The sequence below is a fragment of the Amycolatopsis pittospori genome (assembly GCF_013870525.1).
Lineage (GTDB): Bacteria > Actinomycetota > Actinomycetes > Mycobacteriales > Pseudonocardiaceae > Amycolatopsis > Amycolatopsis pittospori.
In genome coordinates, this window is the sequence record NZ_JACBXD010000123.1 from 1 (window position 1) to 18,219 (window position 18,219).

The following is an 18,219-nucleotide window of genomic DNA, read 5'->3' on the forward strand; positions in this document are numbered from 1 at the left end:
GTGTACTTCAAGTTCATCCCGATGGGCACCGCGGTGGTGATGTCCTTCCAGGACGTCCAGCCCCGGTGACCCACGCCGAGCTGACCACGCCGTGTGGTTCGCCCGCTTCGAGCAGCACGGTGACCGGCTGTGCGGTGCGCGCCGCCCACGCCTGCACGGTGAGCACCTCCCAGCTCCAGTCCGCGCGCAGTCCCGCCTTGTCCCGCAACGAGGTCCAGTACGCGGGTTCGGCGTCGCGCCGCGGGTCGAGGACCTCGATCACCATCGGGTCACCGGCCTCGGCACGATGACGCCGAGCAGCGGCACCGGCTGGAAACCCAGGGTGGCCTTGAGATCGGTCAGTCCCCGCCCCATCGACAGGGACTTGCGGTTGCCGTCGATCATGTACCGCACATTGCGGACGACGGCCTCGAAGTACAGGTGCTTCGGCCGTCCCTCCTCCGGCGCCACCGCGGCCCAGTGCTGGTGCAGCGGCGCCACCGGGTGGTCGAGCACGTTGGTGAAGGCGAGCAGCCGCCCCTCGGCGTCGTGGTAGGTCGAGGTGATGACGTCCGGACGGCGCACGAGTTCGCCGAGGTATTCGCCGGTGACCGGACCACGCCGGTCGAACTTCACCGGCCCCATCCGCGCGCGGTGCTCGCGCAGCAGGGTCGCCAGTTCGAGGCCGTCGAGGTCGGTGCGCGCGGCGTCGGTGCGGATGACCACGCCGGGGTCGGCGGCGATCTTCTTCGACTGGCTGCGCAGGCTCAGCCGCCTGCTCCGGCGCAACGACGCCAGCCAGCCGTCGACGTCGACGAAGCTGTTCTCCAGTACCGAAGTCGGCATGGTGTCGCGCACCGGCCTGCCCCGGCCGGTCAGCATGTCCAGCGATTCCGGCGGCACGGTCCGGTAGACGACGCCGACACAGCCCGGTCCGGTCACACGGCAGACGGCCTGCTCGAAGCGCCGCATGATCTCGCGCCGGTCGGCCGCGTCGAGGCCGTCGGAGAACAGCCACGGCGGATAGCCGGAAAGCCAAGCGTGCTGGACTTCGAGCCAGCGCGGGCTCAGCCTGGCGAGGCCGCGAACCGGGCCTGGTCGTTCCGAGGCCGCGGGGCGGCACACCATCGCGAGCACCGCCGCGACCGGCTCGTCCCCGTCGCTGATCACGGTGAGCAGGGTCGGGCTCTGGGAGAAGCGTGATTCCACCCGCATCAGGTGGTAGTCCCAGGGGACCGGCGCCTGCTGCGCTTCGAGGAATCCGGCCCAGCCTTCGGGTTCGGGATCGGTCCGCGGGTCGAGCACCCGCACCTGCCAGGTCATCGGCCCAGCACCGGTCTCGGGACGGCGACCGAGACCAGCGCGCGCGTGCCGAAGCCCAGCGCGGTCTTGTTCTCCAGCATCGCGCGGCCTGCGGTCAGTTCGGGGCGCCCGTCGGCGATCATGTGTTCCACTCCCCTGGCGTAACAGTCGACATAGAGGCCTTTCCTTCCGCCGCTCGCGCTCGGCAGCGCGGCCCACTGGTGCAGCGCGCATCCCTTTTCGGAGTCGAACAGCGTGCCGAAACCCAGCAGCCGCCCGGATCCGTCGCGATAGGTGCGGGTGACGACGTCGGGACGCCGGATGAGCGCGTCCAGATAGGACGGCGCGATCGGGCTCCGGGTGTCCATGTGCAGCCCGCCGATACGCGACCGCTGGCCGCCGGCCCAGGCGCGTTCGTCCTGCCGGGTGCGATGGGCGTTGAGCAGCACGGCGAGTTCGTGGACGTCCAGATCCGTCCGCGCGGTGGCCGCTTCGGTGTGGAGATCGCCGTCGGCACGCAGACCGTGCAGGACCTCGCGGGTGCCTTCGTCGATTCCCTGCTCCCATTCGTCCACGGTGGAGTAGGTATTGAGCAGCACCGCGGCGGGGTCGATCTCACGTGAGACACGACCCCGGCCCTCCAACGCCGGGAGCAGTTCGGGGTTCATCGCACGGTAGATCACACCGAGCAGACCAGGGCCGAGGTGTGCGCACAAGGCCTGTTCGAACCGGCGGATCGCGTGCCGTCGCGCGGACTCGTCGAGCCTGTCGTCGAGCACGCAGGCGGGATATCCGCTGAGCTGCCAGAGGTAGGCCTCCGCCCAGCGCGGCCGCAACCGTCCACCTGGGACGGAAAGCGGCGCGAAGTCCTTGGCGCGCCAGCTGCGGCACACCATCACCGTGAGCACTCCGGCGATCTCCCGGCCGCGCCGGATCACCGCGAGTACCGGCGGGTTCTTCGCCATCCACGCCTCCCGGCGCAGGACGTCGAACTCCCACACCGGCCACAGCCAGGACCGGCGCACGAAACCCCGCCAGCCTTCGGGTTCGTCCGCGCTCCTCGGGTCGAGCACTTCGACCTCGAACGCGGTCGCCGCCTCCGCGGTCACGCTCATCGTCACCGTCCCAGTACCGGTCTCGGCACCGCCGCCGAGTACACCGGGCGCGCCCGGAATCCCAATGTCGCCTTGAGTTCGGGCAGACCGCGGCCCGCGGTGAGTTCCCTGACCCCGCGCCGGGTGGCGTAGCGCATGGCGTGGATGTAGGAGTCGAAGAGCAGCCCCTGTCTGCCGCCCTCGGTCACCGGCAGGGTGCCCCAATGCTGTTTGACCGGGCTGTCCGGGTGGTCGAGCAGCGTGTTCACCGCGAGCAGCCTGCCGTCGGCGCCGGTGTAGGTCAGCGTGTGCACATCCGGCCGCCGCAGGAACCGGTGCAGGAACGCGGCCGTCGGCATCGTGCGGGTGTCGAGGGCGAGGGCGCCGTGCCGTTCCCGGTGCGCCCGCAGGAGCGCGGCGACTTCGGCACTGTCGAGGTCCTCGCGTCCCGGACCGCCCTTGACCACGATGTCCGGATCGGCGGCCAGTCTGCGCCGCTGCCGTCGCAGCCCGCCACGCCGCGACTTGGCCAGGGAAGCGATCCATTCGTCTTCGGAGCCGAAGTGGTTGTCCAGCACCGCGACCGTGTCCACGAGCTTCACCAGCCTGCCGCGACCGCGGAGATCCCGGGCCAGGTCTTCGCCGAGGGCCCGGTACAGGAGTCCGAGCAGACCGGGACCGAGGCGCGGCCGGAGCGAGCGTTCGAACTCCCGCAGCACGGCCCGGCGTTCACCGGCCGGGAAGCCCGGCGCGAACACGACACCGGGATGACCGCTGAGCCACGGCTGGCACACCTCCGCCCAGAACGGGCGCAGCAGACGGTGTCCCGGCGTCGGCGCGAAGCGATGCCGCAGCCGAGGACGGCAGACCAGGACCGAAAGCGCTGCGACGATCGCGGCCCCGTCGGTGACCGTGACCAGGACGGGCGGGTTCCTCGCGATCCAGGCGTCGAGGCCCATGACCTCGTAGTCCCAGACGGGATGCAGGCGGGCCGACTCGAAGAACTCCGGCCAGCCGCCGGGAACGGGATCGGTGCGGGGATCGTGGAAGTGGATCTTCACGTCAGCACGACCGGGGTGCCATGCCGGGGACAGGGCTCGATCTCCCCGCGGACCCCGCCCGCCGGGAGCACGTCCACGAACCGCGGCGAATCCTGGCGCAGCAGGGTGAACGCGAGCCCGCCGGTGGTGGGCCGCGCGTAGACGCGTGGCCAGTCGAGATGCCACCGGCCGCAGGATTCCAGCGCGCCGAGGTAACCCAGCGCGGGATCGTGCAGGACGCCGTACGGCCCGGTGTCCATTGTGTCCAGTTCTCGTCGCGGAACGGATTCGACCCGATACCCACGGTCTTCGGGCAGCGCCGCGGTGAACACGGCGAGTTGCTTGTCGTCCCCGACCGCGAGCACCCGCTGACCACGGCGGAGCGCGGCGGCCAGTTCGGCGAGCACGCCGGACGCCGGTGCGTCCGGATCCACCACACAGCAACGGACTCCGCGTGGCAGATCCGATGGAGGACTCGCCTCCTCGTCACCGAGGACAACGACCAGTGCGCCCTGGTCCAGCGAACGTGCCTTGTGCAGCACGGGACCCAGCCCGCGATGCGGCTCGACCCGTTGCACGCCACCGGCGAGCGGCACCAGGTCGACGATCTTGTGCACCGCCTCGGCCAACGGCGCCGCCCCGGAGTCCGTCCCGGTCCGGCCCGGCACCAGCACCGGATCCGTTCTGCCGTCGAGCGCCCAGCGCTCCCGGTAGAACGGCACCGTCGCGAAGGCCGACCGCACGGAACGCCGGTAGGCGGCCCGCCAGGCAGCACTCACCCCCAATTCCCACATGGCGCGCAAGCCTGCGTCATCGACGCCGGATTGGGAACAGGCCATGGGCGGTTCATCCGATTCTCGGCGAATTTCCCTCCTTTTCGACTGAGCTGAAAGGAGGAATTTCCCTACGGGTCTGGCGGGAACAAAGTGAACCTGCCTATAACACCCGGAACCTTTCGAGCCGGCACGATCTGCCGGCCGGTCCGCGCCGAGGGGACTTATGAACTGTGAATTCACCACAGGTGACGCTACGAACACGATAGCGCACTCACCGCAGGGGTTCGACAGATGAACTGGTCGAGCCCCGGTCCCGTACACAGTGGACTCACCGTAGTCGTTCCGTGCTTCAACGAAGTCGACAACGTCGAGCCCTGCTACCAGGAGATCGTTTCAGAGTTGGGGAATCACCCACTCGAACTGCTCTACGTGGACGACGGGAGTACGGACGGGACACTGGACGTGATCCGCGCTCTCGCGCACACCGATCCGCGGGTGCGGTACGTGTCCTTCACCCGCAATTTCGGGTTCGAAGCCGCCTTTTCCGCGGGCTATCGTTACGCGGGAAAACCGTGGATCTTGCACATCGACGCCGACCAGCAGTTTCCCGCCTCCGAAGCGGGGAAACTGATCGCCGCGGCGGAGGCCGGGAATGACGCCGTCTTCGGCGTGCGCACCAACCGTCAAGATCCTTTGTTGCGCCGCTGGGGTACCGCGGCCTTCCATTTCCTGGGCCGCCGTGTGCTGCGCATCGAAATCCCGCCCGGCGCGACGGCCTTCCGGCTGGTGCGCACCGAACTGGCGCGCAAGGTCGTCGATCTCCGCCTGGGGACCCCGTATTTCCTCGCCACCGTCCCCCGGTTGACCAGCCGGTACACCACCGTCCCGGTGGCACACCGCGCCCGGGAACGCGGCGAGTCCAAAGTGGGCTTCGGTTTCCTGTCGTCCCACGCCATCGAACTGTTCGTCGGGTTCACCCGGCGGCTGACGACGGCGGCCTCGGTCACCGCGTTGCTGACCGCCGGAATCTCGGTGCTCGCGGGGGTCGCGAGCGCGTTCGGTCTCCTCGGCCTGGACGCCGGTTCGTCACTGACGTTCCTGATGTTCTCCGTACTGCTGACGGTCCTTTCGCTGACCGTCCGCTACCTGGTCGTGGTCGGCGCGGGTCAGCCGAGACCACGGCAGTTCTACATCAGGGAGGCGAACTTCCCGGTCGACGAGGACGACCGGCTCTACACCTCGGCGGTAGCCGGGATCCATCCTGGGGAAAGGCAAGCGGGAGTGAAGAACACCGAAGACACGGCGGCCACACGGAGCCTGGTGATCCTGGGCGGGGCCGACGGTTCGGTCAGCACGTATCACCGGGCACGGGACCTCGGGTTCCGCACCATCTGTGTGGACGTCCGCGCCGGCGCACCGGGAGTGGCGCTCGCGGACGAGTTCGTCCAGGTCAGCGTGCGCGCGCCGGAACAGATCGCGGCCGCACTGGAAGGGCGCGACGACATCGCCGGGGTACTCTGCCCCGCCAGCGATGTCGGGCTGCCCGCCCTCGCCTGGCTCACCCGGCACTGGAATCTGCCGGACCCGCTGCCCGAAGCCGCCGTCGCCGCGTCCGTCGACAAGTCCGTTTTCCGGGCGCTCTGCGACAGGCTGCGACTGCCGACCTACCGCAGCGTCGGCGGGAAACCCGGACCGGACCTCGCCCTCGCCGCGCAACAACTCCGCTTCCCCACGCTGGTGAAACCGGTCGATTCCTCGGGAAGCCGAGGGGTGGTCTCGTGTGCGAGCCCCGGCGGGCTGACCACCGCGTTCACCGAGTCGCTCGCGTTCTCGCCGTCCGGACGGCTCGTCGTCGAAGAACACCTCGACGGCTCGCACTACACGATCGAAGCGCTCGCGGTCGACGGCCGGATCGTGTTCCACGCGGTCACCCGGCGCACGCTCACGCCACCGCCGTTCTTCGTGACGGCGTCGCATCTCCTGCCCGCGGGACTGCCGCCGGTGGTGGACCGCGCGCTGCCGGTGATGCTGACCGCGCTGTGCGCCGAACTGGGGTACCGCACCGGTCCGCTCACCCTCGACGCCGTCCTGGGCCGCGACGGGAAGTTCTATCTGATCGAGATGGGCGCCCGGATGGGCGGGAACGGTCTGGCCGAAGCGATCGAGCTCAGCACCGGTGTCGATCTGATCGCCGCCGGGATCGCCGCCGCGACCGGGGGCGAGGTCGTGCTCTCACCGCGCGACCCGCGTCCGACGCTGGTGCACATCCTCGCCTCCGACCGCGGCGGCCGGATCCTTCGGATCGAGGGCACCGACGAGGTCCGCGCCATGCCCGCGGTGAGCAGCCTGGAACTGTTCGCGGAACAGGACTCCTTCGTCAAGCCGTATGAACAGGCGGGCTACAAGATGGGCTACGCCGTGCTTTCCGCGCCGACGGTGCCCGAAGTGCTCGCGGCCGAGGACGAGTTGCGCGGCACGCTGAAGTTCCTGCTCGACGAGCAGGGCATGGCGGTACCGCTCCCTTGACCGGCACCTCGCTCACCGATGGCGCCGGTACCGCACAGATCGCGGCGCCGAAACCGTCGATGGTGCTCAGGCTGCTCGCCGGCCGGGGCGTCTTCCGGCTGGCGATCCAGGTCATGGGCCTGGTCCTGGTCACCGCTTGGGGAGCGCACGACTACGGCCGGTTCGCCACCGCGCTCGGGCTGATGACATGGCTGAACTTCGTGCCGTCCGCGGCGGAGAAGTCGGCGCTGAAATGCCTGCCACGCCTGCGGATGACGCGGGACGCGGTCGCGGCCCTGGCCGTCCGGGTCGCGGTGGCACCGGTGCTCGTGGTCCTGGCGGCGATGGTCGTCGCGCTCGTGTTCGCCCCGGGGTCGGACGTCGCGCTGTATCTGACGGCCGCGGGCTGGTCGATCTCCGGCGGATTGCTGATGACCGTCTCCGGCCTGCATCGCCTGCGTGGGAAGTCCACTTTGGACGCCTTGGCGTTCACCGCGGGCGCGCTGGTGGTCGGCGCGGTGACGGTGTGCACGTGGTTCGCGCGCTGGTCGCCGCTGACCCATCTCGCCCTGCTGCTCGGCGGGATCCTCGTCATCCTGGGGTGTTCCGCCGCGCTGCTGCCGAAGGAGTGGCTGCGCCCGGGGCGGGTGACCGGGCATCGGCTCCTGCCCGCGTTCGGCCGGACCACCGTCCTGCTCGGGATGACCGAGGTGCTCGACGTGCTGGCGACGTCGACGGTGTTCGGCGTGCTCGCGCTTTCCGGCCGGACCGTCGACAGTGGACCGTTCTACGTCGCCTTGCTGGCCAGTAGCGCGTTCTGCTCGCTGCTGTTCTATCAGCTGAGGCTGCATCAGCCCGCGATCTCGCGGCGGATGCGAGGCAGCGGGGCGGCGGCCGGCCGGGTCCGGGCGGTGGAACTGCTGAAGCTGGTCGAACGGGGCTCGCTGGTCTTCCTCGTCCTGGCCGGGATCGCGCTGGCCATCCCGGCGGCGCGCGCGGTACTGACCGCGGAGGACACCACCGACGCCTACCTCGTCCTCGGCGTCTTCGTCCTGACCGAAACAGTGCTGTACGCCGTCCGGTTGTACGCGGGCTTCCTGATCGAGAACACCAACAGCAAGGTCCTCACGCTCACCGCGTCGGCCTCGGTCGCCGGCCTCGTCGCCACCCCGCTGGCCGCCGCGGCGCTAGTCCCGGCGATGGGCCCGGTCGGCGGGTTCGCCGCCCTCGTCTTCGCCATCGGCGCCCGGGCCACCGCGCTCCGATGGCTGCTGCGCCGCCACCATCCCGAACTCTGAATCGCCGCACTGGAGAAGGAACATGTACGTACTGGGTATCAGCAGGGTCCACGATTCGGCGGCCGCGCTCGTGCGCGACGGCGAGATCATCGCGTTCTCCGAAGAGGAGCGCTTCACCCGGGTGAAGCACGACGGCGGTTTCCCCGCGCACGCCATCAGGTTCTGCCTCGAACGCGCCGGGATCACGCTCGCCGACGTCGACCACGTCGCCTACTACTGGCAGCGCTGGCGTGAGGGCATCCACGCGGCGAAGGTGTTCGCGCGGTACTTCCCCGCGACGCTGGAGGTGTTCCGCAACGAGAACGGCGACGAGGGCGGCACCTCGTCCGGCATGGTGGAGACGTTCAAGACCGGTGGCGGCAAGGGGGTCGACGACTACCACGTCGGCGGCGCGGTGCTCGCGCACATCAAACGCTCGTACACCCTCGAACGCGACGTGAAGGAAGCGGCCGGGTGGACCGGGCCGACCAAGTTCAAGACGCATCTGGTCGACCATCACAAGGCGCACGCGGCGAGCGGGTACTTCATCTCGCCGTGGGAAGAATCCGCGGTGCTGACCTTCGACGGCATCGGCAGCGACGGGACCGCGACCTATCTGGGGCACGGCAAGGGGAACCGGATCATCGACATCCGGCGGATCAAGTTCCCGCATTCGCTCGGCGCGATGTACGCCGGCGTCACCGGCTACCTCGGCTTCTACCCCACCCGTGACGAGGGCAAGATCATGGGCCTGGCGCCGCTGGGGAAGGACACCTACGTCGACGCGTTCAAACAACTGATCCACCTGGACGACGACGGCGGCTACGAACTGGAGCTGGGTTTCTTCGGCCACCACCGCACCGGCAAGCACGTGATGTCGAAGAAGTTCACCGACCTGTTCGGCCCGGCGCGGCCCAAAACCCGTGTCACCGCGGAGAACCCGGTGCCGCAGCATTACTGCGACATCGCCTACGCGCTGCAGATCACGTTGGAGGAGGCCGGGTTGCACCTGGCGCGCTGGCTGCAGCGCGAGACCGGGTCGAAGCGCCTCTCCGTCGCGGGCGGCGTCGCGCTGAACAGCGTGATGAACGGGCGGCTCCTGCTGGAGACGCCGTTCGAGGACTTCTTCGCCCAGCCCGCGGCCGCGGACGACGGCTGCGCGCTCGGCTCCGCGCTGGAGGTGTCGGTCGGCAAGTACGGCAAGCCGCGTCCCCGTGACGGCTACACCTACACCGGCCCGGACTACACCGAGGCGGAGATGGAGCTGGCGCTGCAGGACGCCGGGATCCTCTACAGCAAACCCGACGACATCGCCGCGCACACGGCCGCGAAGATCGCCGAGGGCAAGATCGTCGGCTGGGTGCAGGGCCGGATGGAATGCGGGCCGCGTGCGCTCGGCAACCGTTCGCTGGTGGCCGACCCGCGCGATCCCGACTCGAAGACGCGGATGAACGAGAAGGTCAAGCACCGCGAGGCCTTCCGGCCGTTCGCGCCGTCGTGCCTGGCGGAACGGGCGGGCGAGTACTTCGTCAGCGACTACCCGTCGCCGGTCATGTTGCTGGTGTTCGACGTCCTGCCCGACAAACGTGACGAGGTCCCCGCGATCACCCACGTCGACGGGACCGCCCGCGTGCAGACGGTGAGCGAGACGGACAACCCGCTGTACTACAAGATGATCAGCGAGTTCGAGAAGATCACCGGTGTCCCGATGGTGGTCAACACCTCGTTCAACGACAACAACGAACCTATCGTCGCGAGCCCCGCCGACGCCGTGGCCTGCTACCTGAAGACCGACGTCGACGCGCTCGCCCTCGGGCCGTTCTGGGCCGAGAAGGGGATCGAATGACCGCCACGCTGCCCGACGCGGCCCCGTCCAAGACCGGCTGGGTGCCCGCGCTCTACCGACGGCGCAGATGGCTGTGGCTGGTGGCCGCCGTCCCGGCCGTGGTGACCACGCTGCTGATCATGGTGATCCTGCCGCCGGACCAGACGCTGGAGAGCGTCGCGGACTGGGCGTTCAAACTCTGCCCGTTCGTGTTCGCGGTCGTCACGGTCGCGCTCTTCCCGCGCACCAAAGGGGGTCCGGCGCTGATCGTGCTCGCGGTGTTCGTCTACATGTCCTATCTGGACACCGAGCTGATCATGCGGATCCAGGCGTTCGCACGGAACGTGGCCACCGACGAGAACGCCTTCCAGCCGGTGTACCAGTTCGAGCTGTTCATCGTGACGTTCATCGTCCTGTTCGGACTGATGGCGTACCGGCTCGGCGGCGGCCGGACGGCGAACGTGCTCAAAACCGGGATCGCGTCGATCCTGGTGGTGATCTCGGGCGCGAACGACCTGACGTTCTGGGCGCTCAACGACGTCTGGTCCGCCGGGACGAAACCGACCGAGCTGAAGTGGGCGTCGCATATGATCGTGTTCCTCGGCGGACCGCCGAGCGTCCCGGTCGCCGTCGCGTTCATGCTGGTGCATCTGGTGCTGGCGGCGGTCGTGGTGGCGCTGCCGGTCGGCCGGTGGGTGGACCGGGCTCTCGGGCTCAGGTGAGCCGCCGCACCAATCCGTCGGCCAGCAACCGCCCGCGATCGGTCAGCACCGCCCGAGCCTGACCATCCAAAGCGGACTGTTCGAGCAGCCCTTCGGCGGCGGCGACCCGGGCTTCGGCCCGGCCGTCGTCGTCGAGGGCGTCGAGCGGCAGTCCTTCGGACAGCCGGAGTTCCAGCATCACGCGTTCCAGATGCCGGTCTTCGTCGGTCAGCAGTTCGCGGCCGGCGGCCGGTGAGTCGCCGGCGGCGAGCGCGGCCGCGTACCGGGCCGGGTGTTTGACGTTCCACCAGCGGACGCCGCCGACGTGGCTGTGCGCGCCGGGTCCGGCACCCCACCAGTCGCCGCCGCGCCAGTAGCCGATGTTGTGCCGGCAGCGCGCTTCTTCCGACGTCGCCCAGTTGGACACCTCGTACCAGCGCAGACCCGCCGACGCGAGGACCCGGTCGATCAGTTCGTAGTCGGCGGCGAGGACGTCGTCGTCGGGGGCGGGCAGCTCACCGCGGCGGATGCGGCGGGCGAGCGCGGTGCCCTCCTCGACGATCAGCGCGTACGCCGAAACGTGGTCGACGCCCGCGGCGAGTACGGCGTCGAGTGACGCCTGGAGGTCTTCGACCCGCTCCCCCGGTGTGCCGTAGATGACGTCGAGGTTGACGTGCTCGAACCCGGCGGCACGTGCTTCCCCGGCGGCGGCGACGGGCCGTCCGACGGTGTGCACGCGGTCGAGGATCCGCAGCACGTGCCGCGCGGCCGACTGCATGCCGAGCGAGATCCGGTTGTACCCCGCGTCGCGGATACCCGCGAAGAACTCCGGCGAGGTGGACTCCGGGTTGGACTCCGTCGTCACCTCGGCGTCCGGCGCGAGCCCGAAGGTGTCACGGACGGCGTCCAGGACACTGCGGAGCCCGTCCGCCCCGAGCAGTGACGGCGTTCCTCCGCCGACGAAGACGGTGTCGACGGCCGGCGGCTTCCCGAGCACGCGCGCGGCGAGGTCGAACTCGCGCTTGAGGCCTTCGAGCCAGGACTGCGGCGACGAATCGCTGTCCAGCTCCCCGGCGGTGTAGGTGTTGAAGTCGCAGTAGCCGCAGCGGGTCGCGCAGAACGGGACGTGCACGTAGACGCCGAACGGCCGGGTGCCGAGCCCTTCCAGCGCGCTCTCGGGGAGCGAGGACTCGACGGGCGTGGTGGTTTCGGGCAGCAACGCGGGCACACCCCAGTCTCCCTCACGCCGTGAAGGCCCCCTTCCCCGGGGAAAGAGGCCTTCACGGGAACCGCGCTAACGGTCGGCGATGTACACCTTGACCGAGGTGGAGCGGGTGCCGTCTTCGAACCGCACCCAGACGAGGGTCTCCATGTTCATCGAGTAGTCGTTGACCACGTAGTCGAGTGACCAGTCGCCGTTCTCGTCCGAGCGGACGTCGCGGCTCATGTTCACCTCGACCAGCACCACGTTGGCGAGATGCCCCCGGGCGTCCGGCGAGCAGCCGACCGCCTCGAACCGGTACGAATCGCCCTTGTGCAGCACCGCACCTTCTTCGGGCGCGACCAGTCTGCAGCCCTGCTCGGCCCCGGAAGCCGTACCCGGGATCAGCAGGGACGCCAGCACCATCGCGGCGACCACCCATCGGCGCATGCAACTCCTCCGTCCTGTGTGGAATCGGAGTCCGAAGCTAGCGGCGGCGACGGCCTCGCGGGGCCGCTCTCACCCGATGTGGTGCTAGGCCAACCCGTTAGCGGACAACCATTCCGGGGACGGCGGGATCGGCTCGATGATGTCGATCAGGAATCCGTTGAGGTCCTCGATGTAGAAGTGCCGCTGCCCGAATTCCTCGTCCACGAGTTCCGTGACGATCTTGACCCCCTCTTCCCGCAGCCGCTCGTACTCGGCGGCCGCGTCGGCGACCATCAGCCCGACCATCGACCCGGCGGGCTCCTGCGTCCGCCAAGGCTCCGGCGTGGCCTTGTGACCGCGCTTCGCGAAGCTCATTTCGTAACCCGGCACGCCGACGTTGAGGCTGGAGAACCAGTCCAGCTCGATCGTCACCGTCAACCGCAGGTGCCGCTTCCACCAGGCGGTGGTCTCGGCGATGTCGTCGACGAGCACGCAGGCACCGAAACCGCTGAGTTGCATCTGGTGTTTCCTCCCAGTCTGAACCACTTGACTCGCAGTACTGTAAACACAGTGGTTTGAATGCGCAAGGAGGTTCTTCGGATGCGTCAGAACCCAGAGCGTCCTCCGTCACATCGTCGCCCCGAAGCGATCTCCGGCGAACCCTTGACATGCCTCCGACCAGCGGAAACATCCACTTCGACGGGGTCTGTGGACGGTGTTCCCAGTATTCGGACCGGCCTAGACCACATAGTGGGCGCGTGGCACGCTGAGTTCATGACCCGCGCCGGAATCACCCTCGTGGCCCGTCGCCACGTGGATCTCCGTCGCGTGGCGAGCGCGCTCTGTGCGACGAACCGCTGACTCCCCGCCACCACCACGATCTGCCGGAGGATTCCCATGTCGTCGCCCACGCGCGAGACCCCTGCCCGCACGCCCCGGGTCAAACAGAAGCGCGGCGAAGGCCAATGGGCCTTGGGATACCGCGAGCCGCTGAACCCCAACGAGCGGTCCAAGAAGGACGACAACCCGCTCAACGTCCGGGCCCGGATCGAGAACATCTACGCCCACCGCGGTTTCGACTCGATCGACCCCGGTGACCTCCGCGGCCGGTTCCGCTGGTTCGGGCTCTACACCCAGCGCAAGCCCGGGATCGACGGCGGCCGCACGGCCACCCTCGAACCCGAAGAGCTCGACGACCGCTACTTCATGCTGCGGGTCCGGCTCGACGGCGGCGCGCTGACCACCGATCAGCTGGCCGTGCTCGCCGAGATCTCGCAGACCCACGCGCGCGACACCGCCGACATCACCGACCGGCAGAACATCCAGTACCACTGGATCCAGGTCGAGGACGTCCCGACGATCTGGGCCAAGCTGGAGAAGGCCGGGATGACCACGATGGAGGCCTGCGGCGACAGCCCCCGGGTCATCCTCGGCTCCCCCGTCGCCGGCATCGCCGCGGACGAGATCATCGACGGCACTCCCGCGATCGACGAGATCAAGCGCCGCTACATCGGCGACCCGCGCTACTCGAACCTGCCGCGCAAGTTCAAGACCGCGATCTCGGGGCAACAGGACGTCGCCCACGAGATCCACGACATCGCCTTCGTCGGCGTGAACCACCCCGAGCACGGGCCCGGTTTCGACCTCTGGGTCGGCGGCGGCCTGTCCACGAACCCGATGATCGGGCAGCGACTCGGCGCCTGGGTCCCGCTCGACGAGGTCCCGGACGTCTGGGAAGGCGTGATCAGCGTCTTCCGTGACTACGGCTACCGGCGGCTGCGCGCCCGCGCCCGCATCAAGTTCCTGGTGAAGGACTGGGGCGCCGAGAAGTTCCGCCAGGTCCTGGAGGACGAGTACCTCAAGCGGAAGCTGACCGACGGCCCCGCCCCCGAGGTCCCCGCGACGCAGATCGACCACGTGGGCGTGCACCCGCAGACCGACGGCAGGTTCTATGTCGGCGCCGCGCCGATCGCGGGCCGGGTCTCCGGTGCCACGCTGCTGGCCGTCGCGAAGGCCGCCGAGCGCGCGGGATCGAACCGCGTCCGGCTCACCCCGCAGCAGAAGCTCGTGGTCCTCGACGTCCCCGAAGCCGAGGTCGCCGGGCTGAAGACCGAACTGGCCGAGCTGGGCCTGCAGGCCGAGCCGTCGCCGTGGCGGCGCGGGATCATGGCCTGCACCGGGCTGGAGTTCTGCAAACTCGCCATCGTCGAGACCAAGGCCCGCGCGCTGCAGCTGGTCACGGACCTGGAGAAGCGGCTCGCCGACATCCAGTCCGAGATCGAGAACCCGGTCACCGTGCACCTCAACGGCTGCCCCAACTCCTGCGCCCGGATCCAGACCGCCGACATCGGGCTCAAGGGTCAGATCGTCACCGACGACGACGGCAAGCAGGTCGAAGGCTTCCAGGTCCACCTCGGCGGCGGCCTCGGCCTGGACGCCGGGTTCGGCCGGAAACTGCGCGGGCACAAGGTGACCGCGTCGGAGCTGACCGCGTACGTCGAACGGGTCGTGCGGGCGTACATCGCCGGCCGCGAACCCGGCGAGCGGTTCGCCCAGTGGGTCACGCGGGCCGAAGAAGGCGTCCTTCAGTGACCGAACGAGCGACCCCGTACTACTGCCCTTTCTGTGGCGATGAGGACCTGCGGCCCGAGGAAGGCGGCTCCTGGCTGTGCTCGGGCTGCCGCCGGGTCTTCACCGTGAAGTTCCTCGGACTGTCCTTTCCGGAGGTGTCGCAAGGATGACCGCCACTGCCGACTACAAGACGCTCGCCGAACGGGCTTCGAAGGAACTCGCCGAGGCGACCGCGACCGAGGCCCTGCGCTGGACCGCGGAGACCTTCGGCGACGACTTCATCGTCGCGTCGAATATGCAGGACGCCGTCCTCATCGATCTGGCCACCCAGGTCAAAGCCGACGTCGACGTGCTGTTCCTGCAGACCGGCTACCACTTCCCGGAGACCATCGGCACCCGTGACGCGGTGCAGGCGGTCTACCCCGGCGTACGGATCGTGAACGCCGAGGCTGCGCAAAGCGTCGCCGAGCAGGACGCGGAGTACGGCCCGAAACTGCACGAACGCGACCCCAACCAGTGCTGCCGGCTCCGCAAGGTCGTGCCGCTGCGGAACACGCTGGCGAAGTACTCGGCGTGGGTGACCGGCGTCCGCCGCGTCGACGCGCCGACCCGTGCGAACACCCCGATCGTCACCTGGGACGACCGCAACGGCCTGGTGAAGATCAACCCGATCGCGCCGTGGTCCGACGACGAGTTCAGGGACTACATCGACGAGCACGGGATCCTCGAGAACCCGTTGGTGTCCATCGGTTATCTGTCGATCGGCTGCGCGCCGTGCACCGCGAAGGTCGCTCCGGGTCAGGACCCGCGCAGCGGCCGGTGGGCCGGACAGGGCAAGACCGAGTGCGGTTTGCACGGCTGAGAAGGGACGACATGACCACGCTCGAACCGGCCGCTGACGCCGCCACGGACAACCTGGCGGCCTTGGAATCCGAGGCCATCCACATCTTCCGCGAGGTGGCGGGCGAGTTCGACCGGCCGGTGATCCTGTTCTCCGGCGGCAAGGACTCGACGCTCCTGCTGCACCTGGCGATCAAGGCGTTCTGGCCCGCGCCGGTGCCGTTCCCGCTGCTGCACGTGGACACCGGGCACAACCTCGACGAGGTCATCGACTTCCGAGACCGGGTGGTCGAGCAGCACGGGCTGCGGCTGCTCGTGGCGAAGGTCCAGGACTGGATCGACGACGGCAGGCTCGAAGAGCGCGCCGACGGGATGCGCAACCCGCTGCAGACCACGCCTCTGCTCGACACGATCGCCGAGAACAAGTTCGACGCGGTCTTCGGCGGCGGACGCCGCGACGAGGAACGCGCCCGTGCCAAGGAACGGATCTTCAGTCTCCGCAACGCTTTCGGCCAGTGGGAGCCGCGTCGGCAGCGCCCCGAACTGTGGAATCTCTACAACGGCCGTCACCGCCCGGGCGAGCAGGTCCGCGTCTTCCCGCTGTCCAACTGGACCGAGGCGGACGTCTGGAACTACATCGCGCGGGAGAAGGTCGAACTGCCGTCGATCTACTACGCGCACCGGCGCGAGGTCTACCAGCGCGACGGCATGTGGCTGACCGAAGGCCCCTGGGGCGGGCCGCGGCCGGGCGAGGAAGTCAAGGAACTGACCGTGCGCTACCGGACCGTCGGCGACGGTTCGTGCACCGGTGCCATCGAATCGACCGCCGCCACGGTGGACGAGGTCATCGCCGAGGTCTCCGCCTCCCGGCTCACCGAACGCGGCGCCACCCGCGCCGACGACCGGATGTCGGAGGCGGCGATGGAAGACCGCAAGCGTGAGGGGTACTTCTGATGTCCAGTCTTCTCCGGCTCGCGACCGCGGGCAGCGTGGACGACGGGAAGTCGACCCTGGTCGGGCGGCTCCTGTACGACACCAAATCCGTTCTCGCCGACCAGCTGGACGCGGTCACCCGTGCCAGTGTCGACAAAGGACTGTCCACACCGGATCTCTCATTGCTCGTGGACGGCCTGCGCTCGGAGCGCGAGCAGGGCATCACGATCGACGTGGCGTACCGGTATTTCGCGACGCCGAGGCGCAGTTTCGTACTCGCGGACACTCCCGGCCACGTGCAGTACACCCGCAACACGGTGACCGGGGCGTCCACCGCCCAGCTCGCGGTGCTGCTGGTCGACGCGCGCAAGGGCGTCATCGAGCAGACCCGTCGCCACGCCGCCGTACTCGCGCTGCTGGGTGTCCCGCATCTGGTGCTGGCGGTGAACAAGATCGACCTCGTCGACTACGACGAGGCGACGTTCACCGTGATCGCCGAGGAGTTCGCCGAACACGCCGCTTCCCTGGGCTACGAACGCGGTTCCGTACTGGCGGTACCGGTTTCCGCGCTGCAGGGCGACAACGTGGCGGAGAAGTCGGACAAGACCCCGTGGTACTCCGGCCCGACCCTGCTGGAGCATCTGGAAACCGTGCCGGTGGCACCGGATCCGCACGATTCGGCGTTCCGGTTCCCGGTGCAGTACGTGATCCGGCCGCGCACCACCGAGCACCCCGACTACCGGGGTTACGCCGGGCAGATCGCGGCGGGCACCGTCCGGCCGGGCGACGAGATCGTCGTACTCCCCCAAGGTCTCCGCAGCCGCGTGGAGGGCATCGACACCGCCGACGGGCCGCTCGCCGAAGCCGGCGCGGGCACGTCGGTGACGCTGCTGCTCGCCGACGACCTCGACATCTCGCGCGGGGACCTCATCGCCGCGGCCGACCGGCAGCCCGAGGTGACCGACGAGATCACCTCGACCCTGTGCTGGCTTTCGGCCAAACCGCTCAAACCGGGCGCGCGGGTACTGGTGAAGCACGGGACCCGTACGGTGCAGGCCATCGTCGGTGAACTGCACGCCCGCTTCGACGAGCAGACACTGTCCAGCATGGACGGACCGGAATCGTTGGAGCTCAACGACATCGGCCGGGTCACCCTGCGGCTCGCCGAGGCGATCGGCGTGGACGACTACGGCGTCAGCCCCCGGACCGGCGCGTTCCTGGTCATCGACCCGAAGGACGGCGATACACTGGCGGCCGGACTCGTCGGCGAAAGGTTCGCATGACCCCAAGCCCCACTCCGCCACTGGTCGCCGTCGCCCACGGCAGTCGCGATCCGCGGTCCGCCGCGACCATCCGCGCACTGCTCGACGTCTCGCGCGGCCTGGCGCCACATCTCGACATCCGGGAGTCCTTTTTGGACCTCTCGGAGCCGCTGCTGACCGATGTCCTGCGTGAGCTGTACGCCGAGGGGCATCGCGAGGTCGTCGTGGTGCCGCTGCTGCTCGGCGTGGCCTACCACGCCCGGGTCGACCTGCCCGCGCTCGTCGCCGAGGTGACCGCGGACTGCCCGGGGCTCGACGTCCGGGTCTCCGGGGTGCTGGGCATCGACCCGCTCATCGAGACGGTCGCGCTGGACCGGCTCGCGGAGGCGGGCGCCGACCTCGACGACCCCGGACTGGGGGTCCTGCTGGCCGGTGTGGGCTCGTCGAACGTCGCGGCGAACGACGCCGTCGCCGGGATCACCAC

Annotated in this window: 18 protein-coding genes and 2 pseudogenes; 12 read left to right on the forward strand and 8 right to left on the reverse strand. The window is 69.2% G+C overall.

Annotation, left to right across the window (positions count from 1 at the left end; all coding sequences use genetic code 11):
- Positions 1-13: 13 nt before the first annotated feature.
- From H5J31_RS36765 to H5J31_RS36785, 5 genes are read right to left on the reverse strand one after another with little or no spacing between them, the layout of a single operon-like run.
- Positions 14-265 carry a hypothetical protein gene (locus H5J31_RS36765; protein WP_407925088.1) on the reverse strand — a complete coding sequence of 84 codons (252 nt, stop codon included), beginning with the start codon at positions 263-265 and terminating at the stop codon, positions 14-16.
- Positions 259-1,302: a GNAT family N-acetyltransferase gene (locus H5J31_RS36770; protein WP_181777273.1), complete on the reverse strand. Its 1,044-nt coding sequence runs from the start codon at positions 1,300-1,302 to the stop codon at positions 259-261. Before H5J31_RS36770 ends, H5J31_RS36765 begins: the two co-directional genes overlap by 7 nt.
- A complete protein-coding gene (locus H5J31_RS36775) occupies positions 1,299-2,396 on the reverse strand; it encodes a hypothetical protein (protein ID WP_181777274.1) in 1,098 nt (365 codons plus the stop codon). Before H5J31_RS36775 ends, H5J31_RS36770 begins: the two co-directional genes overlap by 4 nt.
- 2 nt (positions 2,397-2,398) lie before the next feature.
- Entirely contained in the window at positions 2,399-3,436 is a 1,038-nt protein-coding gene (locus tag H5J31_RS36780; RefSeq protein ID WP_181777275.1) for a GNAT family N-acetyltransferase, read from the reverse strand.
- The gene (locus H5J31_RS36785; RefSeq protein ID WP_181777287.1) at positions 3,433-4,158 is read right to left on the reverse strand and encodes a hypothetical protein; all 726 of its coding nucleotides are present in this window, start codon (positions 4,156-4,158) and stop codon (positions 3,433-3,435) included. The genes H5J31_RS36780 and H5J31_RS36785 overlap by 4 nt, the downstream gene beginning before the upstream one ends.
- A 324-nt stretch (positions 4,159-4,482) precedes the next feature.
- Here H5J31_RS36785 and H5J31_RS40605 point away from each other — a divergent pair.
- The 5 genes and pseudogenes from H5J31_RS40605 to H5J31_RS36805 form a co-directional block, all read left to right on the forward strand.
- Positions 4,483-5,436 (forward strand): annotated as a pseudogene (locus tag H5J31_RS40605) (glycosyltransferase family 2 protein); the annotation flags it as partial.
- 384 nt (positions 5,437-5,820) lie between these two features.
- Positions 5,821-6,717: pseudogene (locus H5J31_RS40610) on the forward strand (ATP-grasp domain-containing protein); the annotation flags it as partial.
- A complete protein-coding gene (locus tag H5J31_RS36795; protein WP_181777277.1) occupies positions 6,714-7,994 on the forward strand; it encodes a hypothetical protein in 1,281 nt (426 codons plus the stop codon). The pseudogene H5J31_RS40610 and the gene H5J31_RS36795, both read left to right, overlap by 4 nt.
- Positions 7,995-8,016: 22 nt before the next feature.
- A complete protein-coding gene (locus H5J31_RS36800; protein WP_181777278.1) occupies positions 8,017-9,819 on the forward strand; it encodes a carbamoyltransferase family protein in 1,803 nt (600 codons plus the stop codon).
- Positions 9,816-10,520, forward strand: coding sequence for a hypothetical protein (locus H5J31_RS36805; RefSeq protein ID WP_181777279.1), 705 nt, complete (start codon positions 9,816-9,818; stop codon positions 10,518-10,520). Before H5J31_RS36800 ends, H5J31_RS36805 begins: the two co-directional genes overlap by 4 nt.
- Here H5J31_RS36805 and hemW read toward each other — a convergent pair.
- From hemW to H5J31_RS36820, 3 genes are all read right to left on the reverse strand, one after another.
- Entirely contained in the window at positions 10,513-11,727 is a 1,215-nt protein-coding gene (hemW, locus tag H5J31_RS36810; RefSeq protein ID WP_181777280.1) for a radical SAM family heme chaperone HemW, read from the reverse strand. The two genes, H5J31_RS36805 and hemW, sit on opposite strands and share 8 nt — an antisense overlap.
- Before the next feature lie 66 nt (positions 11,728-11,793).
- Complete coding sequence (locus H5J31_RS36815) at positions 11,794-12,150, reverse strand: hypothetical protein (RefSeq protein ID WP_181777281.1); 357 nt, start codon at positions 12,148-12,150, stop codon at positions 11,794-11,796.
- Between the two features lie 84 nt (positions 12,151-12,234).
- Positions 12,235-12,648: a VOC family protein gene (locus H5J31_RS36820; protein WP_181777282.1), complete on the reverse strand. Its 414-nt coding sequence runs from the start codon at positions 12,646-12,648 to the stop codon at positions 12,235-12,237.
- A 255-nt stretch (positions 12,649-12,903) separates the two neighbouring features.
- On the opposite strand from H5J31_RS36820, the gene H5J31_RS40615 reads away from it, so the two are divergent.
- The 7 genes from H5J31_RS40615 to H5J31_RS36850 form a co-directional block, all read left to right on the forward strand.
- Complete coding sequence (locus H5J31_RS40615; RefSeq protein ID WP_360907593.1) at positions 12,904-12,990, forward strand: putative leader peptide; 87 nt, start codon at positions 12,904-12,906, stop codon at positions 12,988-12,990.
- Positions 12,991-13,026: 36 nt separating this feature from the next.
- Positions 13,027-14,721 (forward strand): nitrite/sulfite reductase, encoded by a 1,695-nt coding sequence (locus tag H5J31_RS36825; RefSeq protein ID WP_181777283.1) that lies wholly within the window; start codon positions 13,027-13,029, stop codon positions 14,719-14,721.
- Positions 14,718-14,870, forward strand: coding sequence for an eL43 family ribosomal protein (locus H5J31_RS36830; protein ID WP_034316341.1), 153 nt, complete (start codon positions 14,718-14,720; stop codon positions 14,868-14,870). Before H5J31_RS36825 ends, H5J31_RS36830 begins: the two co-directional genes overlap by 4 nt.
- Complete coding sequence (locus H5J31_RS36835; RefSeq protein ID WP_181777284.1) at positions 14,867-15,562, forward strand: phosphoadenylyl-sulfate reductase; 696 nt, start codon at positions 14,867-14,869, stop codon at positions 15,560-15,562. Before H5J31_RS36830 ends, H5J31_RS36835 begins: the two co-directional genes overlap by 4 nt.
- 11 nt (positions 15,563-15,573) lie before the next feature.
- Positions 15,574-16,494 (forward strand): sulfate adenylyltransferase subunit CysD, encoded by a 921-nt coding sequence (gene cysD / locus H5J31_RS36840; protein ID WP_101606039.1) that lies wholly within the window; start codon positions 15,574-15,576, stop codon positions 16,492-16,494.
- Entirely contained in the window at positions 16,494-17,756 is a 1,263-nt protein-coding gene (locus H5J31_RS36845) for a sulfate adenylyltransferase subunit 1 (RefSeq protein WP_181777285.1), read from the forward strand. The genes cysD and H5J31_RS36845 overlap by 1 nt, the downstream gene beginning before the upstream one ends.
- The coding region (locus H5J31_RS36850; RefSeq protein WP_181777286.1) for a sirohydrochlorin chelatase at positions 17,753-18,219 on the forward strand (467 nt) is incomplete at its 3' end. The genes H5J31_RS36845 and H5J31_RS36850, both read left to right, overlap by 4 nt.

Excerpts from the sequence above, each read along its gene's own strand:
- H5J31_RS36825 (WP_181777283.1), top strand. The coding sequence starts at position 13,027 with ATGTCGTCGCCCACGCGCGAGACCCCTGCCCGCACGCCCCGGGTCAAA.
- H5J31_RS36770 (WP_181777273.1), bottom strand. The coding sequence starts at position 1,302 with ATGACCTGGCAGGTGCGGGTGCTCGACCCGCGGACCGATCCCGAACCC.
- H5J31_RS40615 (WP_360907593.1), top strand. The coding sequence starts at position 12,904 with ATGACCCGCGCCGGAATCACCCTCGTGGCCCGTCGCCACGTGGATCTC.
- H5J31_RS36820 (WP_181777282.1), bottom strand. The coding sequence starts at position 12,648 with ATGCAACTCAGCGGTTTCGGTGCCTGCGTGCTCGTCGACGACATCGCC.
- H5J31_RS36845 (WP_181777285.1), top strand. The coding sequence starts at position 16,494 with ATGTCCAGTCTTCTCCGGCTCGCGACCGCGGGCAGCGTGGACGACGGG.
- H5J31_RS36800 (WP_181777278.1), top strand. The coding sequence starts at position 8,017 with ATGTACGTACTGGGTATCAGCAGGGTCCACGATTCGGCGGCCGCGCTC.
- H5J31_RS36765 (WP_407925088.1), bottom strand. The coding sequence starts at position 265 with ATGGTGATCGAGGTCCTCGACCCGCGGCGCGACGCCGAACCCGCGTAC.
- H5J31_RS36775 (WP_181777274.1), bottom strand. The coding sequence starts at position 2,396 with ATGAGCGTGACCGCGGAGGCGGCGACCGCGTTCGAGGTCGAAGTGCTC.
- H5J31_RS36805 (WP_181777279.1), top strand. The coding sequence starts at position 9,816 with ATGACCGCCACGCTGCCCGACGCGGCCCCGTCCAAGACCGGCTGGGTG.
- H5J31_RS36815 (WP_181777281.1), bottom strand. The coding sequence starts at position 12,150 with ATGCGCCGATGGGTGGTCGCCGCGATGGTGCTGGCGTCCCTGCTGATC.
- H5J31_RS36835 (WP_181777284.1), top strand. The coding sequence starts at position 14,867 with ATGACCGCCACTGCCGACTACAAGACGCTCGCCGAACGGGCTTCGAAG.
- cysD (WP_101606039.1), top strand. The coding sequence starts at position 15,574 with ATGACCACGCTCGAACCGGCCGCTGACGCCGCCACGGACAACCTGGCG.